Below are 14,944 nucleotides of genomic sequence, written 5' to 3' on the forward strand. Positions count from 1 at the left end.
CCCTCTGTGTGCCGAAGCAGTGCTTAGTGTGCTAAAGACCGTCCCTGTCGCCTCAAGGCTGGTACAAACCTGTGGGTTTGTACCAGCCTTGAGGTGGAGCCGCAAGACTACTGTCGTGACCTCTGCATAGCGTGAAGGTCGCGTGAATGGAGACGGGTGTTCGTGTGGCCTGACGGGTGTTGTGGCCGTAAGCCCGACCGGACCGGGAGGGCCTACCAAGCGGGCGGCGCGAGACCTGTTTCTTAAATTTGCGACCGCTGGTTTTCCGAAATGAGCCCGCGGTTGCACACCACGGGCCACTCTCTGATACGTCCGGGCCGCAACCAGTTACACCGCGGGCGCGCCGCTCGCCTCTGCGGACTCCCGCGCCTTGCGGGCCTTCCGCGCCTGGATGAACGAGTTCACGCACAACCCGACGAACACCACGCACACCAGAATCATCAGTTCGCCGGAGATCGCCGACTTCTTCGTCGGATCGAACTCGCCGGTTTTGCTGATCTGGCGGACGAGGGGCATGAACCCGCCGAGCGCGCCGAGGAGGCCGATCATCGCCGCGAGGTGCATCACGTGCTTGCGGATCTTGTCGTTGAACGCCAGCGCGCCACACAGCACCAAAGCCGCTCCGAAGAACGCCGGGATCAGCGCCGTCATCGGCGGCGGTTGCACCTCCGAGGTGCCGTAGCCCACGATCCCGACCAGAACCAGCAGCGCGCCGCAAATCATCGTCGGCCAAGCCATCATCGGCGTGTTCCTTGTGGTACGAAGGGGGAAGGTCTTAACCGCGTTCCCCGGTGGAGATTAACTGTAGGAGGTCGCGTACCAACTGGTCCGGACCTTCCACGTCCACCAGCCACGCGTCCGCGAACACTGTCAACTCGCCCGCCGGGAACCGGTAGCGGTGTAACCCCACACCCAGGGCTTCGGTGTCCCCCTCCGGTGAGCCGCCCAGCTCGTAAATGGCCGCGAGGAGACGGTCGCGGGTGGCGTAGTCGTCGGACGCACAGATGTCGGCTCGCACGGCTGGAACGCCTCCACCGTTATGGCTTTCCAAAGACAGTAGTCACCGCAGAGAGCACGAGAGGGCACAGAGAGAAGGCAATAATAGCAAGGGGGAGCTTGAGAAAGCCATGCGCCACCGAACGTCGAAATCGAGTGGGATTGCGAAATTGCTTTGGCTCGATCTTCTCTGCGCCCTCTGTGCTCTCTGCGGTGACTACGACCTCATTCCGCGTTCCAAACCCCGATCACTCCCACTCGATCGTGGCGGGCGGCTTGCTGCTGATGTCGTACACCACGCGGTTGATGCCCTTCACCCGGTTGATGATCGCCGTGGCGGCCCGGGCGAGCAGGTCCTCGGGCAGGCGCGACCAGTCCGCGGTCATGAAATCGTCGGTCTGCACGCACCGCAAGCAGATGGTGCTCTCGTAGGTGCGCCCGTCGCCCATCACGCCGACGCTCTGAACCGGCAGCAGCACCGCGAACGCCTGCGACGTTTTCCGGTACCAGCCCGCCTTGCGCAGCTCTTCCAGGAAGATCGTGTCGGCCTTGCGGATCGTTTGGAGCTTCGGCTCGGTCACCTCGCCGAGGCACCGCACCGCGAGCCCCGGCCCGGGGAACGGGTGCCGCCACACCACGTCTTCCGGCAGGCCGAGTTCGGTGCCCAGGTGCCGCACCTCGTCCTTGAACAGGTCGCGCAGCGGCTCGATCAGCTCGAACCCAAGCTCCGCGGGGAGCCCGCCGACGTTGTGATGCAGCTTGATCGTCGCCGCCGGGCCGTCCGGGGAGCCGCCGCTCTCGATCACGTCCGGGTACAGAGTGCCCTGGGCGAGGAAGTGGGCGTCGGGGATGCTCTTGGCCTCCTCCTTGAACACGTCGATGAACACCTTCCCGATGATCTTGCGCTTCTGCTGCGGGTCGGTGACGCCGGCGAGCGCCGTCAGGAACCGCTCCCGCGCGTCCACGGCGTGCAGGTCGGCCTTGAACCAGTCGCGGAACGTGTGCTTCACCAGCTCCGTTTCGCCCTCGCGCATGAGGCCGTTGTCGACGTAGATGCACGCCACCTGCGGCCCGATGGCCTTCACCAGCAGGGCCGCGCAGACGCTCGAATCGACCCCGCCGGACAGCCCGCAGATGACGCGCCTGGTGCCCACCTTGCGCCGGATCTCGGCGACCGTGTTCTCGATGAACGCGGCCATCTTCCACTGGCCGGAGCAGCCGCACACGTCGCGGAGGAAGTTCGCGAGGATCTGGCCGCCGTGCGGGGTGTGGGCCACCTCCGGGTGGAACTGGAGCCCGAAGATGGGGCGCGACGTGTGCTTCACCGCCGCCAGCGGGCAGGCGTCCGTGGCCGCGAGCGGCACGAAGTCGCCGCTCACGTTCTGCACCTGGTCGCCGTGGCTCATCCACACGATCGACTCGGGCGGGTAGCCCTTGAAGATGGTGTCCGGGTCGGTCACGCTCAGGGTCGCGCGGCCGTACTCGCGGGTGTGGGCCGCGCCGCCCACCTTGCCGCCCAGGAAGTGACACGCGAGCTGCATCCCGTAGCAGATGCCGAGCACCGGGATGCCGAGGTCGAAGACCGCGGGGTCGCAGTGCGGCGCGCCCGGCTCGTACACACTCGCGGGGCCGCCGGAGAGGATGATCCCTTTCGGGTTCAGCTCCTTCACGCGGGCCGCGGAGATGTCGTGCCGCACCACCTGGCAGAACACGTTCAGCTCGCGCACCCGCCGGGCGATCAGTTGCCCGAACTGCGAGCCGAAGTCGAGAATCAGGACCAGTTCGTTTGTCATGTGTGGAACCAGTAACGGCTTCACCGCAGGGGGCACGCGAGGGCGCGAGAAAACACGGGCCGTGCGTTAGCTTCTTTTCTGCACCCGTATCGTGCCCCCTGCGGTGAACTCTTTTATTCCTTCTTCCCCAACTCTCCGGCGCGCCGCGCGGCGGCCTCGACCGCGCCGATGGCCGCGGCGCGGAACGCGGACCGCTCCAACTCGTGGATGCCCGCGATCGTGGTGCCGCCGGGGCTCGCGACGGCGTCCTTGAGCGCGCCCGGGTGCAGGCCGGTTTCGAGCACCATCTTCGCGGCGCCGAGGACCGTTTGGGCCGCGAGCGCCTGGGCCACCGGCCGCGGCAGGCCGGACTTCACGCCGCCGTCGGCCAGGGCCTCGATGAACATGTACACGTAGGCGGGGCCGCTGCCGCTCAGGCCGGTCACGGCGTCGAGCAGGTTTTCGGGCAGGTGGAACGCTTGGCCCACGGCGCCGAACAGCTTCCCGACGAGAGCGGTGTCGGTGTTGTCCGGCTGCGGGTTCCGCGTGGCGTACCCGCTCGCGCTCGCGCCCACCAGACACGGGGTGTTGGGCATCACGCGGGCCAGCCGCGCGGTACCGAATTCGGCCGCAAGCGTATTCAGGGTGACGCCCGCGGCGATCGAGATGACGAAGTGCCGCGGTTCCAGTGCGGGCTTGATTTCGACCGCGACCGCCGAGACGTTGTGCGGCTTCACGGCCACGACCAGCACGTCGCACTGCGCGGCCACGGCGGCGTTCGACGCGACGGCCTCGATGCCGGTGGCCGACTGGAACTTCGCGCGCGTCTCGGGGTACGGGTCCGCCGCCCGGCTGCGCGCCGCGTCGAGGAGCCCGGCCTTCGCCCACGCCGCCCCGAGGGCCGTGGCCATCTGGCCGGCGCCGAGGAACCCGATTGACAGCGGGAACAGATCCTCATGCGTCATCGGAATGCGAACCCCACGGGCCGGCACAGGGGGAAAAGATTCATCCTAGTGACTGCGGCCCGTTCGCGGAAATGCTGGCTTCCGGTTCGGCGGCCGTGTAATGTCTCGGGAACTGTCCTCACCACACGCGGGGCCGCCCGGCCGCCCCGCGCGCCTCGTACCGAGCTGCCATGTCCGTTGATCCTTCCGCACCCGCGCCGGTCGCGCCGCGCACCGGCTGGGCCAGCCTGCGAGACCTGACCGGCTACCAATGGTTCGTGTTCGTCGTGTGCTGCCTGGCCTGGGACCTCGACTGCATGGACCAGCAGCTCTTCGTGCTGGCCCGCGAGCCGGCCCTGTCGGCCCTGATGCATAAGGACGCCACGTCCAAGGAGGTCGGGTACATGGGGTCGTGGGCCACCGCGGTGTTCCTCATCGGGTGGGGGCTCGGGGGCATCGGGTTCGGGGTGCTCGGCGACCGGCTCGGCCGGGTGAAAACGCTCACTGCCACCATCGGCCTGTACGCCCTCTTTACCGGGCTCAGCGCGCTGTCGGTCACCGAGTGGGACTTCATGCTCTACCGGCTGCTGACCGGGTTCGGCGTGGGCGGGGCGTTCGCGTCCGCGGTGGTGCTCCTGGCCGAAACGGTGCCGGACAACGCCCGGCCGTACGCGCTGGGGCTGTTCCAGGCGTCGAGCGTGCTCGGGAACTGCACCGCGGCGCTCACCAGCATGTACCTCGGGTCGCTCCAGAAGCAAGGCGCCTTCCCGCCCGACGGGTGGCTCACCCCGTGGCGGGTGATGTTCCTGCTCGGCATCCTGCCGGGCCTTTTGCTCGTCGTGGTCCAGTTCTCCCTGCGGGAGCCGCAGAAGTGGCTCGCCCTGCGGGCCGCGGAAGCGACCGGGGCGCGGCCGTCGCCGTGGCAGCAGTTCGCGGGCACGCTCACCGGCATCTGCACCACCGCCCCGTGGAACAAGCGACTGGTCCTCGCCCTGCTGCTCACCGGGGCCGGGGTGATCGGGCTGTGGGGCATCGGGTTCTTCTCGCCCAAACTCGTCGGGCTCGCCCTCGAGGAAACGCTGAAGTCGGAGGGGCTGTCCGGCGACCAGCTCAAGGGCGAGACCGGGCGCTGGCGCGGGATCACGTCGCTGGTGCAGAACGCCGGGTCGTTCCTGGGCATCTTCGCGTTCAGTTGGGTGACGGGCATTTTCGGCCGCCGGCCGACCTTCGCCGCGTTCTTCGTGCTGGCGGCGGTTTCGACCGCGGGGACGTTCTGGTCGCTGGAAACCCGGTCGGACATCTTCTGGATGATCCCGGTCATGGGGTTCTGCCAGCTCGCGCTGTTCGGCGGGTACGCGATCTACCTGCCGGAGCTGTTCCCGACGAAGTTCCGCAGCACCGGCACGAGCTTCTGCTACAACGCGGGGCGGGTGGTGGCGGCCGGCGGGCTGTTTGTTATGGGTCAGCTGCCGAGCCAGTTCACCGGCGACACCGCGACCCAGTTCCGCTACGCCTGCGTCACGATGTGCGCGGTGTTCCTGGTCGGACTGCTGGTGCTCCCGTTCCTGCCCGAGACGAAAGACAAACCGCTGCCGGAGTAGTATGCTTTCGGCGAACCCGAACACGGAGCCAGAGCGATGACCGTACCGGACTGGTTGCAGACGCGCGGCGGGGCGCTGAAGCCCGGGGTGCGCACCGAAACGACGTTCGTGATGCTCGAAGGGAACCCGCAGTACAAGCTCGAGGTGCGGCCCGCCGCGGGCAAGTTCGCGTGCGCGGTGAGCAGCACCGTCAACGGCAAGCGGCTCGACGACGCCGCCGCAACGTACCCCACCGCCGCCGACGCGCTGGCGGGCGGGCTCAATCAGCTCCGCGATAAGCTCGGCTGGTGAGCGTCGGGTTCGGCACCCCGGAGGGCGCTTCCGATGTCGTTTTCAACGGACATGGCGAAGTTGGTTGCGGACCAGTTGTCGCGGTTCGTGACCCTGAACCGGCACCAACTCGCCGGACAGGTGGCCAATCTCGACTTCTGGATCGGGCAAGTTCGCCACGTACTCGCGGGGATCGACGGGTACGGGGCGCGATTCGTCCGGATGCAGGCCGCTCAAGAGCATTACGTTGGTCATAACGGGGCGATCACGCCAGGAACCGAGGGGTACGACCCGCGGACCTCACCCGTCGCCCCTCGGCGTGTGCCGGACCGCGAACTGCGGCAGGCGCGGCGGGGGGTGGTGGACGCCGCACGGCGGCTGTTGGAGCGGTGTCGCGAGGAGAGGTTGGTCGCCGGCGAGGCTGTAGCCGCTTTGCTCGCCGAGTTCGCGGAGTAGGGGCACGCTGAACCCGTCGCGGCACCGGATCGCGGTAAAACGCGCGATTGCTCGCCCGTGTCATGGCTGGTAGGTGTCAAGGCAAAAGGGAAAGGCAAGCGGCCCGATCAGGCTGCCCTTCGCCTTTCCCTTTTGCCTTTCCCTTTTGCCTTTTCACTTTCTACTTTTGACTTGTTTCACCGTCGGTTCTTCACTAAGAACGAGATCCCGCCCTTCGCCCCGCCGGCGCTGAGGTGCGCCGACTGGTCGAACCCGAAGGCCTTGAGCACGCGAATCACCGTTTCGCCCTCTTGGGCGCTGCCCACCTCGAACAACTGGCGGCCGCTCTCCGTTACCGCCCAGCGGCCGTTGACCTGCTGCGTCTTCAGGGCGGCGGGGTCGAAGTTGCGGCCCTGTGACGCGAGCGCGACGCGCGTGGGCGGCTTGCCGTCAACGAGGAAGAACGTCATCCCGGACACGCCCCCCAGCTTGCAGAACTCGGTGAACCGCCCGTCCCGGATGGTGCGGGCGGCCTCGCGGGCGGCCCACTCCGTCGGCCCGAACCGCCCGAGCACCTCCGGCCCGAACGCCACGACCCACTCCAACCCGTCCTTCCGCGCCTCGACCCCCCGCGGGTCGATCTTGATCATCTCGCCCGTGAACCCGACCCCCGGAACCGGGATGCCGGTGCGCGTGAGGCCTTCGATTTGGCTTTGTACCACCATCGCGCCGCCCGAGATGGCCTTCACCGGGTCCGCCGAGGCGAACAGGTAGCTCATGATCGGTTGCGTCGGCGGACCCACAATGCCGAGCCGGTTGAATCCGTAGTGCTGGATCGCCGCGCCGGCCTGCTCCGCGCCCCCTTTGTCCGTTCCGAAGTTGAGGAGGATGTTGCTGTCGTCGCGGACCACCCACACGCCGCGAACCGGTTCCACACGGGTCGAGCGGAGGTCGATCGGCAGCACGAACTTGGCCCCGCCGGCGCCCGCCCGCGGGGTGCTCGCTCCGCCCGATTGCAGCACTTCTCCGGTGCCGCCCTCTTTGGCTTCTGGCACCGCGCCGCCGGTGACCGCGGGGCGGCCGTTGGTGAGCCCGTATTCCACCACCGGTTTCGCCCCGCCGATGGCGACCCACTCGGTGGGACGCAGCTCGCGCAGCACGCGGGCGAGATCCTGAGCGCTGGCCTCGCTTTCGCCGGTGTTCCGAAGGACCTTCTGGCCGGTCCACACCTCCCACCCGCTGATCGTGCGTCTCACCGCCACGTCCGTTGCACGGAGCGCGAATTTCTGCTCGGCGTATGGCAGCGGCATTTGCGACCCGAACGCCGGCGCCGGCTTCGCCGCGGGCGGGTTCGCCTGCCCTTGAGTTACGTTCGGCGGCGCGCCGGTGAGTGACGGGAGCCGTCCCGGCATTGGGGGCGCGGTAGGTTGCGCGGGTTGGAGCGACCCCGGTTGCGGTTGCGCGCCCGGCTGAAGCGGGAACCCCTGCGGCGGGTACGGGTTCGGGACCACTGGCGGGTTCGATGCGGGTTGCGACTGCGGGAACGGGCTCGGGGTGAGCGGGCGCGTCGGTAACTGTTGCGGGTACGGGTTCGGAATCGGCACGAGAGGTTGCTGCGCGGCAGCAAGGTTCGCGGTCAGAATGGCCCCCAGACTCGTCGCGATCAGCTTCCGCATCGGCCCGCTCCGAAAGGCGACGGATTCCGTCTCTTCGGTACGTATCGACCGTGCGGGTTGGGGAGGTTGAGCCGAAAATGTGGTCAGAACACGAGTGACTCGGGCCACGCGAGTGGCACGACGAACACCTTGCCGTCCCCGATGCGGCCGGTCCGCGCGACCTTGGGCACGAGGTCTTTCAGTTGGGCCGCCTGCTCGTCGGTGGCCCAGACGGTGATTTCCACTTTCGGTAAGTACGCGGCGCTGTACTCCGACCCGCGGTACCGGTCGAGGTAGCCCTTCTGGCGGCCGTACCCCTTCGCCTCGCGCACCGCGCACGCCGTCGCGCCCAGCTCGGCGATGACCTGGAGCACTGCCTCCGCGCGGAAGGGCTTGACCACAATCGTCAGTTGTTTCATGCGATCACGCGGACGGGTTAGCGGCGGCCCATCGTGAAGTAGATCCACACGCCGAGCAGGGCGAACACCGAAACGATGCCGACGAACCCCAGCAGGTTGATGACGATCGCGAGGTTGCGCTTGCGGGTCGGCAGGTGCGCGTGCGGCTTCCGCTCGTCGTACTCGTGTCCGCACTCTTCGCAGATCACCGCCCGGCACACCATCGCCCCGATCGTGCCCAGGTACCACGGCCACGGCCCCGGGCGCACGGATCGGGCGCCGCACTCCGGGCAGGGCACGTCCGTGTTGTTGCGCGGCCCGCGGCGCCGCCGGGCCGGGCGCCGCGTTTCGTCGTCGCGGTCGTCGTCGTAATCGTCACTGGGCATTGCGGTTCCCTCGACCGATTCGTTCAACTGCTCGCCGAAGACGCCGACGCGGACCCGGTGCTGCCGAAGCCGCCGCGCGAGATTGAAGAGCCGGACGGCGGCTTTGTGCTGGCGACGGAACTCGGACCCGATGCCGCGGCGTGAACCGGGTGCGATCCGGTACCACTCGGCGCACGATATGGTGTTGTTGTATTCGGCGTGCGGTACCCGGAACCGCCGCTCACCCAAGAACTCGAACGCGCCGGGGCGCTGTGGTACACGGGGCCGGTTCGGTACGCGGAGCCGAACACGACGATCGGCGGCACCCACACGCCGTGGTGGTACACCCACAGGTGGCCGTGACGGTCGCGCGGGATGCCGGGTTCGGGGACGGGCCGACCTTCGCCATCGAGCACCCGATTGCCCTGTTCGTCCACCTTCCACTGCGGCTGGACCGCGTTACCGTTTTCGTCGTACCAAGTTTCATCGACCGGTTCGTTGGCGTCCGCCGCCGTCTGCTCGCGCGGGCCGTCGTCGGACTGGCCGCACCCGGAGGCGGTGAGGCACCCGGTGAGCGTCAGCCCGGTGAGCAACTTCAGGGTGATTGTGCGTGACATTTTCATGGGGTTAGCCGCCGATCGCGCGGACCACGATCAGGCTGATCCCGAGCACCACGGCGGCGAGGACCACGCCCACCGCGACGTTCCCCTTCGCCAGTTCTTCCTCAACGTTCAGCTTCGGTGTGATCCACTCGAACACCTTGAACCCGAGTGCCAAGAGCGCGATCCCGAGCAGCCCGAACGCGGTCGCGGCTAACAGGGACAGCCCGAAGGTTTCGGGGCTCCAGCTTTCGGCGAGAAGTGTCATCGGAAATCGTGTCGCTCGGGTTGCGCGCGGGACCGGCCTACTGTAAGCACAGGTTCGCCGGTTTTCACGCTCGATTTTTGCGAATCGCACGCGATTAACGAAATGCGGCCGGCCCGGGGATTGGTTCCCCGGGCCGGCCGCGCTCATCGGGCTGCGTTAGTAGTTGCCGATCACCTCGCCACCGGCGCGGGTGCCGAGTGCGGAGAAGATGCCGCTGTCCAGGCTGTCGCGAAGGAACTTGACGCTCCCGTCGGCGAACAGGAAGTTCGCGCCGCCGCTGTGGCCGCTCCCGGCGCTCAGCTCGTAGGCTGCGAACCCGGCGCTCCCGCCGGCGACGCGGGGGGTGTTGATCTTCACCGCGGTCGAGAACAGGAACTCCGACATGTCGCCCTGGTTGCTGGTGTCCGCGTCGTCGCCGCCGATCGCCCAGTGGTCCTTACGGCCCTGGCCGCTGGCGTTGTTCTCGCGGGTCAGGCCCATGTCCGGGATCGCGAGCCGGTCGGTCAGCACCTCGCCGATGGCGATCGTGTTCGAGGTGCCGTCGGTGATCGCGGTCATGGTCACCCCGCTGGTCATCCCGCCGTAGCTCTGGCCGTCCCGCGTGATCCGCTGGTGGACCTGTTTGGCGATGAAGATCCCGTCGAGGGTGTGGATGTCCTCGGTGCCGCTGTTGGTCGAGCCCCACGGGGTGTTGGCGGTGATGCGGCGGCGGTCGTCGGTGATCACCCCGGACACGCACCCGGAGTAGTTGGCCGGCGCGCGGCGCTGGACGATCCAGTTGTCGCCCGAGATGTCCGGGATGTTGTCCGGCAGGCCCGACGACGGGCACGTGAACATTTTGAACTTCATCTCACACGCGCCAATGTTCCGGAGGTCCGGGTTCGAACTGGTGATGTCACCGGGGACCCCGGGCAGCCCTTGCGCCCACTGCCGGTTCGCGAGGCTGTCCTCCTGGAACGTCAGGGCCTTAAAAACGTTGTCCTGCTCCATGTACGGCAGGATGAACGCGGTCCACGCGCTGCCGACGTTGAACTCGATGCCCAGCGGCCAGCCCTGCTGGGCGTCGTGGAACGAGTGGCAGGCGAGCCCGAGCTGCTTGAGGTTGTTCTGGCAGCTCATGCGGGCGGCGGCCTCGCGGACCTTCTGGACGGCGGGCAGCAGGAGCCCGATGAGGATCGCGATGATCGCGATCACCACGAGCAACTCGATGAGCGTGAAACCGGACCGGCGGCGCGAGGGCATCGGCAGCTCCTTGGGAAAATGAGAATGAAACGGGCGATGCGGGCGGTCACTGGGCGGACAGATCGAAGTTGGCTTCGGCGCCTTCTTTCGTAACCGTCAGCCGCTCGGGCGTGTCGCTCAACGACTCGTACTTCGAGGGCAACAGGTTCTTGACCCCGCCGGGCACCTCGCTCGGCTTCGTCTCCGGTGGCACCGGTTTGCCCTTGCTGTCGATCCACGCGACGAACGTAACCTTGTAAGTGCCGGGGAAGATGCCCTTGGTCCCGTTCGGGTGCTGGATCTCGAACTCGCCCTTGTCGTTGGTCATCCCGAACCCGTACCCGTGCTTGTTCGGGTCGAAGCCTTCGACATCCGGGAACAGACCCACCTTGCAGTGCGGGACGGGCTTCCCGCCGACCTTGACGACACCTTTGACGGTCACCATCGGCGGCTTCCCGCACCCGGGCACCGCTACGACGGCCGCGGCTATAAGCAGTAACGAGACAGCCCAACGCATGACGCACCTCGCGAAGATGTGGTGTTACGGTACACATCGTAAACGAAGATCACATGAAGCTGCGTTGAAGATGTATTACAGAAAATCATATTGTGATATACAGATCGCTCCCGGCGTCCCGGCCTGCTCGTTTCGTGTGACACGAGAAAAAGTTGTGGCGTTCTGGTGATAGTCCTGTTAGTATTCCAAGCGGCTCGGATAATCGTTTCGCATTTCCGACTCGTTTCTCCACGAGGGTCGCCATGTTTTCATTTCGCCAGCGGCGCGGGTTCACGCTCATCGAGCTGCTCGTGGTGATCGCGATCATCGCGATCCTCATCGGGCTCCTGCTGCCCGCCGTCCAGAAGGTCCGCGAGGCCGCCGCGCGCATGTCGTGTTCGAACAACCTGAAGCAACTGGCTCTGGCCGCACACAGCCACCACGACGCCCTCGGCGGTTTGCCGCCCGGGAGCTTCGGGCCGATGACCGGCGACTACAACTTTCCGTCCGGCTGGGGGGACCCGTCCCTCGGGTCGTCGGTGCCCTGGGGGCACTTCAGTTGGGCCGTTCGGGTTCTCCCCTATGTCGAGGCGGACAACCTGTACAACCGGTTCAACCTGAGCGTCCCGGCGTACGCGTCGGCGATCTGGGAGAACGGCTCGAACCGCGGCCCGGCGGGTAACACCGCCAACCAGTTCGCGTGTACCAACGCGCCCAAAGTGTTCCGGTGCCCGTCGGCCCGGCCGGTGGGCAACCCGAACGAGATGAAGGACTACGCGATGAACGCCAGCAGCGGCAGCGACAACTGCTGCGCCGAGCGGATGACCCAGCAGAACGGGATCGGGTGGGTGAACAGCAAGGTGCGGATGACGGAGGTGACCGACGGGACCAGCAACACGTTCCTGTTCCTGGAAAAGGCGGCGTGGGCGAACCAGAGCTGGCTGGACGCCAACCAGGGCGCCAACCACTTCGCCTGGGTCCACCACCCGACGCAGGGGATGGTGACCGCCCGCGAGTACGGCGGCGGCACCCCGTTCCCGCCGAACGCGACCGTTTACAACAACCGGGCGGCCGTCGGCAGCCACACGAACGGGGTGCTGGCCGCGTGGGTGGACGGGCGGGTCGCGCTCGTGAACAACAACATCGATTTCAACGCCTACCAGTGGATGTTCACCCGGGCGGGGGGTGAGGTGCTTCCGAACTATTGATTCGGCACGAAGTGCCTTACCCTCACAACCGGAGCGGACACATGGCCACCTTTCTCCGGGCGGCGGCGACCGCCCTTCTGTTCCTTGCGCTCGTCGGTGCCGGCGGCTGTAGCGACGGGCCGAAAATCGTTCCCGTGTCGGGGACCGTTACCCGGAACGGGCAACCCGTGCCGCACATGACGGTCAACTTTGAGCCGGCGACCGGGCGCCCGAGTTGGGGCGTGTCGGACGAGAGCGGGCGGTTCACCCTGGAGTACGACGCGAGCACCAAGGGGGCCGTCGTTGGTACTCACAAGGTCTGGGTGGCATGGCGCCCCGCCAGCCCGAAGGAGGAAATCGATGCCGCGAAGGGGCGCGGAAAGAAGCCGGCCGATCTCGGTGCGATTCAGCAGAAGTACGGAGCGGTGGACAAATCACCGCTCCGGGTGGAAGTGACGGAACCCGTTCAGAACCTCGATATCAAACTGGACTGATACCGAACCCGGTTGATGAGTGCCTGCGATTGGGAGCGGGCTCTGCCGATGGCAGCCGATGCCCGCGAGGGGTTACTCATCAATCGGATTCGGTACGACCCGCGAGACCCGTACAGGCGGTTGCGGCTGCGGGTGATTCGTTTCGGAGCCGCACCGGGCCGGCACGGTACAACCGCGCCGGCCCGCATCTCCTCGCATCCTGACTCGTGTTGGCTGGATTTTTTGCGGTATCGCGTCTAGAATCATATTGACGCGACTCACGGATGACGTAGACTGCCGGTAAGTTGGAAGCCCGCACTTTCCAGCGTGTAGGGCCGCAATGAGCGGCTCACAACGCATCTTGACTTCCCCACCCGAATTTTGGCACTGTGAGTTAAACGCCCGGCACTCGTCCATTTAGCCGAAGACGCGTACTGCCAAAAAGGTGAGTGGTCGAAGAGGCAAGTGACCCAAAGAGGCGAATCGCTGAGTCCGAACTGCACTCACCGAGTTCTGTGACCTTTCCCGGAGTGCGGCGCCGAACGGCGAGGGAATTGCTGACCAGTTGCAAAGCGTTTCGCCCCGTGTGGGAAGTCTGTGCGTACCCTCTGACTTGAGTTTCGCCTGAGTTGGGCTCGCCGGGAAGTGGTCCCGTGCGGCCCTTTGGTGGCACAATTGCCACGTCCGACCGGCGGCGGAAAACCGCCCCGAGTCCTGTTCATCCCTTCCGACCGAGGATCGAGCTATGCCCGACGCCAAAGGCGTCGAAGGGTCGCCGCTGCCGCGCCCCTCACTTCGTGCTGCCGCAATCGCCGGCAAGCGTCCCTTCCGGAAACCCGAAGGTCCGGCCCCGGTCGCCGCGGCGCCGCCCGCCGCTCCCCCGCCCGTCGAGCGCCCGGAGCGGGAGCGGCCCGAGCGCCCGGAGCGGCCCGAACGTCAGCGCCCCGCGGGCAGCGGGGCGCGCCTCGACGACCTGTACCGGATGCCGATGCCCGAGCTGTTCGCGCTCGCGGAAAAAGAGGGCATCCGCGAGCACACCGGGATGAGCCGCGCGCAGCTCATCGTGGGCGTGGTGCGGCGCCAGATCGAGCGCGGCGAAGTGGTCCGCGGGTCCGGCACCCTGGAGGTTCTGCCCGACGGCTACGGGTTCCTCCGCAGCCAGGCGCACAACTACCTCGCCAGCCCCGAAGACATCTACGTCTCCCCCAGCCAGATCCGGCGCATGAGCCTGCGGACCGGGCTGGTGGTCGAAGGGCCGATCCGGCTGCCGATCGAGAACCAGGACAACTTCGCGCTGATGCAGATCGAACTCGTCAACGGGAAGCACCCGGACGAGGGCACCGGCGTCACCAGCTTCGAAGACCTGACCCCGCTGCACCCGAACGAGCGGCTCAAGCTCGAAACGACGCCCGACGACCTGTCGATGCGGATCGTCGACCTCATCACCCCCATCGGCAAGGGCCAGCGCGGGCTGATCGTCGCGCCGCCCCGCACCGGTAAGACCATCCTCCTCTCGAAGATGGCCAACGCCATCCTCAAGAACCACCCCGAGTCGTACGTCTTCGTGCTGCTGGTGGACGAGCGGCCGGAAGAAGTGACCGAGATGCAGCGGCTCGTCCAGAGCCCGAACGCCGAGGTGGTGGCGAGCACGTTCGACGAGCCGCCGGAAGAGCACATCCACGTGTCCGAGATCGTCCTGGAGAAGGCGAAGCGGATGGTGGAAATGCGGCGGGACGTCATCATCCTGCTCGACTCGATCACCCGTCTGGCCCGCGCCCACAACACCGAAGCCCCCGGCGGCGGTAAGCTCCTGTCCGGCGGTCTCGATTCCAACGCGATGCAGAAGCCGAAGCGGTTCTTCGGTGCCGCGCGGAACGTCGAGGAGGGCGGCTCGCTGACCATCCTCGCGACGGCCCTCGTGGACACCGGCTCGAAGATGGACGAGGTCATCTTCGAGGAGTTCAAGGGCACGGGTAACAGCGAGCTGCACCTGGACCGCCGGCTCGTCGAGAAGCGCGTGTACCCCGCGATCGACGCGGTGCGCAGCGGGACGCGCAAGGAAGAACTCCTCATGCACCCGGAGGAGTACGAGAAGGTGCGCATCCTGCGCCGCGTGCTGGCCGACATGCACCCGGTGGAAGCGATGGAGATGCTCATCAACAAGTCGAAGAAGACGAAGTCGAACCTGGAGTTCCTACTCTCGATGAACCTGGGCTGATGGCCGAGGTGAGCGAGTCGCTTCAACGCACCCCCGAGACGCGGTT

17 protein-coding genes are annotated in these 14,944 nt (G+C 66.8%); 6 read left to right on the forward strand and 11 right to left on the reverse strand.

Annotated features, from left to right (window positions below; genetic code table 11):
• Nucleotides 1-327: 327 nt before the first annotated feature.
• The 4 genes from R5W23_RS31150 to proC form a co-directional block, all read right to left on the reverse strand.
• Entirely contained in the window at nucleotides 328-741 is a 414-nt protein-coding gene (locus tag R5W23_RS31150; protein WP_320689750.1) for a hypothetical protein, read from the reverse strand.
• A gap of 34 nt (nucleotides 742-775) precedes the next feature.
• Nucleotides 776-1,018, reverse strand: a complete 243-nt coding sequence (locus R5W23_RS31155) for a hypothetical protein (RefSeq protein WP_320689751.1) — start codon at nucleotides 1,016-1,018, stop codon at nucleotides 776-778.
• Between the two features lie 226 nt (nucleotides 1,019-1,244).
• Nucleotides 1,245-2,789: a glutamine-hydrolyzing GMP synthase gene (guaA, locus tag R5W23_RS31160; protein ID WP_320689752.1), complete on the reverse strand. Its 1,545-nt coding sequence runs from the start codon at nucleotides 2,787-2,789 to the stop codon at nucleotides 1,245-1,247.
• A 113-nt stretch (nucleotides 2,790-2,902) separates the two neighbouring features.
• The gene (gene proC, locus R5W23_RS31165; protein ID WP_320689753.1) at nucleotides 2,903-3,733 is read right to left on the reverse strand and encodes a pyrroline-5-carboxylate reductase; all 831 of its coding nucleotides are present in this window, start codon (nucleotides 3,731-3,733) and stop codon (nucleotides 2,903-2,905) included.
• A gap of 170 nt (nucleotides 3,734-3,903) precedes the next feature.
• On the opposite strand from proC, the gene R5W23_RS31170 reads away from it, so the two are divergent.
• From R5W23_RS31170 to R5W23_RS31180, 3 genes are read left to right on the forward strand one after another with little or no spacing between them, the layout of a single operon-like run.
• The gene (locus tag R5W23_RS31170; RefSeq protein ID WP_320689754.1) at nucleotides 3,904-5,313 is read left to right on the forward strand and encodes an MFS transporter; all 1,410 of its coding nucleotides are present in this window, start codon (nucleotides 3,904-3,906) and stop codon (nucleotides 5,311-5,313) included.
• A 36-nt stretch (nucleotides 5,314-5,349) separates the two neighbouring features.
• On the forward strand, nucleotides 5,350-5,604 hold the full coding sequence (locus R5W23_RS31175; RefSeq protein WP_109570810.1) for a hypothetical protein: 255 nt from the start codon (nucleotides 5,350-5,352) through the stop codon (nucleotides 5,602-5,604).
• A 33-nt stretch (nucleotides 5,605-5,637) separates the two neighbouring features.
• A complete protein-coding gene (locus R5W23_RS31180) occupies nucleotides 5,638-6,039 on the forward strand; it encodes a hypothetical protein (RefSeq protein ID WP_320689755.1) in 402 nt (133 codons plus the stop codon).
• Between the two features lie 176 nt (nucleotides 6,040-6,215).
• Here R5W23_RS31180 and R5W23_RS31185 read toward each other — a convergent pair whose 3' ends face one another.
• From R5W23_RS31185 to R5W23_RS31215, 7 genes are all read right to left on the reverse strand, one after another.
• Nucleotides 6,216-7,694 (reverse strand): hypothetical protein, encoded by a 1,479-nt coding sequence (locus R5W23_RS31185; RefSeq protein ID WP_320689756.1) that lies wholly within the window; start codon nucleotides 7,692-7,694, stop codon nucleotides 6,216-6,218.
• 83 nt (nucleotides 7,695-7,777) lie between these two features.
• Entirely contained in the window at nucleotides 7,778-8,092 is a 315-nt protein-coding gene (locus R5W23_RS31190) for a P-II family nitrogen regulator (RefSeq protein ID WP_261187760.1), read from the reverse strand.
• 17 nt (nucleotides 8,093-8,109) lie between these two features.
• Nucleotides 8,110-8,457 carry a hypothetical protein gene (locus R5W23_RS31195; RefSeq protein WP_261187759.1) on the reverse strand — a complete coding sequence of 116 codons (348 nt, stop codon included), beginning with the start codon at nucleotides 8,455-8,457 and terminating at the stop codon, nucleotides 8,110-8,112.
• A gap of 23 nt (nucleotides 8,458-8,480) precedes the next feature.
• Nucleotides 8,481-9,059: a hypothetical protein gene (locus R5W23_RS31200; RefSeq protein ID WP_320689757.1), complete on the reverse strand. Its 579-nt coding sequence runs from the start codon at nucleotides 9,057-9,059 to the stop codon at nucleotides 8,481-8,483.
• Nucleotides 9,060-9,063: 4 nt separating this feature from the next.
• On the reverse strand, nucleotides 9,064-9,303 hold the full coding sequence (locus tag R5W23_RS31205) for a DUF350 domain-containing protein (RefSeq protein WP_261187756.1): 240 nt from the start codon (nucleotides 9,301-9,303) through the stop codon (nucleotides 9,064-9,066).
• Between the two features lie 156 nt (nucleotides 9,304-9,459).
• A complete protein-coding gene (locus R5W23_RS31210) occupies nucleotides 9,460-10,545 on the reverse strand; it encodes a DUF1559 domain-containing protein (protein WP_320689758.1) in 1,086 nt (361 codons plus the stop codon).
• 46 nt (nucleotides 10,546-10,591) lie between these two features.
• On the reverse strand, nucleotides 10,592-11,041 hold the full coding sequence (locus R5W23_RS31215; protein ID WP_320689760.1) for a hypothetical protein: 450 nt from the start codon (nucleotides 11,039-11,041) through the stop codon (nucleotides 10,592-10,594).
• Between the two features lie 242 nt (nucleotides 11,042-11,283).
• Between R5W23_RS31215 and R5W23_RS31220 the strand changes: the two genes are divergently transcribed.
• The 3 genes from R5W23_RS31220 (at nucleotide 11,284) to rho (ending at nucleotide 14,898) form a co-directional block, all read left to right on the forward strand.
• Complete coding sequence (locus tag R5W23_RS31220; RefSeq protein ID WP_261187751.1) at nucleotides 11,284-12,228, forward strand: DUF1559 domain-containing protein; 945 nt, start codon at nucleotides 11,284-11,286, stop codon at nucleotides 12,226-12,228.
• A 41-nt stretch (nucleotides 12,229-12,269) separates the two neighbouring features.
• Nucleotides 12,270-12,701 (forward strand): hypothetical protein, encoded by a 432-nt coding sequence (locus R5W23_RS31225; RefSeq protein ID WP_320689761.1) that lies wholly within the window; start codon nucleotides 12,270-12,272, stop codon nucleotides 12,699-12,701.
• A gap of 724 nt (nucleotides 12,702-13,425) precedes the next feature.
• Complete coding sequence (rho, locus tag R5W23_RS31230; protein ID WP_261187749.1) at nucleotides 13,426-14,898, forward strand: transcription termination factor Rho; 1,473 nt, start codon at nucleotides 13,426-13,428, stop codon at nucleotides 14,896-14,898.
• The last annotated feature ends 46 nt before the right edge of the window (nucleotides 14,899-14,944 follow it).

Origin of the sequence: Gemmata algarum (assembly GCF_034097035.1) — a bacterium.
Lineage (GTDB): Bacteria > Planctomycetota > Planctomycetia > Gemmatales > Gemmataceae > Gemmata > Gemmata algarum.

Excerpts from the sequence above, each read along its gene's own strand:
- R5W23_RS31150 (WP_320689750.1), bottom strand. The coding sequence starts at position 741 with ATGATGGCTTGGCCGACGATGATTTGCGGCGCGCTGCTGGTTCTGGTC.
- guaA (WP_320689752.1), bottom strand. The coding sequence starts at position 2,789 with ATGACAAACGAACTGGTCCTGATTCTCGACTTCGGCTCGCAGTTCGGG.
- proC (WP_320689753.1), bottom strand. The coding sequence starts at position 3,733 with ATGACGCATGAGGATCTGTTCCCGCTGTCAATCGGGTTCCTCGGCGCC.
- R5W23_RS31170 (WP_320689754.1), top strand. The coding sequence starts at position 3,904 with ATGTCCGTTGATCCTTCCGCACCCGCGCCGGTCGCGCCGCGCACCGGC.
- R5W23_RS31175 (WP_109570810.1), top strand. The coding sequence starts at position 5,350 with ATGACCGTACCGGACTGGTTGCAGACGCGCGGCGGGGCGCTGAAGCCC.
- R5W23_RS31180 (WP_320689755.1), top strand. The coding sequence starts at position 5,638 with ATGTCGTTTTCAACGGACATGGCGAAGTTGGTTGCGGACCAGTTGTCG.
- R5W23_RS31185 (WP_320689756.1), bottom strand. The coding sequence starts at position 7,694 with ATGCGGAAGCTGATCGCGACGAGTCTGGGGGCCATTCTGACCGCGAAC.
- R5W23_RS31190 (WP_261187760.1), bottom strand. The coding sequence starts at position 8,092 with ATGAAACAACTGACGATTGTGGTCAAGCCCTTCCGCGCGGAGGCAGTG.
- R5W23_RS31195 (WP_261187759.1), bottom strand. The coding sequence starts at position 8,457 with ATGCCCAGTGACGATTACGACGACGACCGCGACGACGAAACGCGGCGC.
- R5W23_RS31200 (WP_320689757.1), bottom strand. The coding sequence starts at position 9,059 with ATGAAAATGTCACGCACAATCACCCTGAAGTTGCTCACCGGGCTGACG.
- R5W23_RS31205 (WP_261187756.1), bottom strand. The coding sequence starts at position 9,303 with ATGACACTTCTCGCCGAAAGCTGGAGCCCCGAAACCTTCGGGCTGTCC.
- R5W23_RS31210 (WP_320689758.1), bottom strand. The coding sequence starts at position 10,545 with ATGCCCTCGCGCCGCCGGTCCGGTTTCACGCTCATCGAGTTGCTCGTG.
- R5W23_RS31215 (WP_320689760.1), bottom strand. The coding sequence starts at position 11,041 with ATGCGTTGGGCTGTCTCGTTACTGCTTATAGCCGCGGCCGTCGTAGCG.
- R5W23_RS31220 (WP_261187751.1), top strand. The coding sequence starts at position 11,284 with ATGTTTTCATTTCGCCAGCGGCGCGGGTTCACGCTCATCGAGCTGCTC.
- R5W23_RS31225 (WP_320689761.1), top strand. The coding sequence starts at position 12,270 with ATGGCCACCTTTCTCCGGGCGGCGGCGACCGCCCTTCTGTTCCTTGCG.
- rho (WP_261187749.1), top strand. The coding sequence starts at position 13,426 with ATGCCCGACGCCAAAGGCGTCGAAGGGTCGCCGCTGCCGCGCCCCTCA.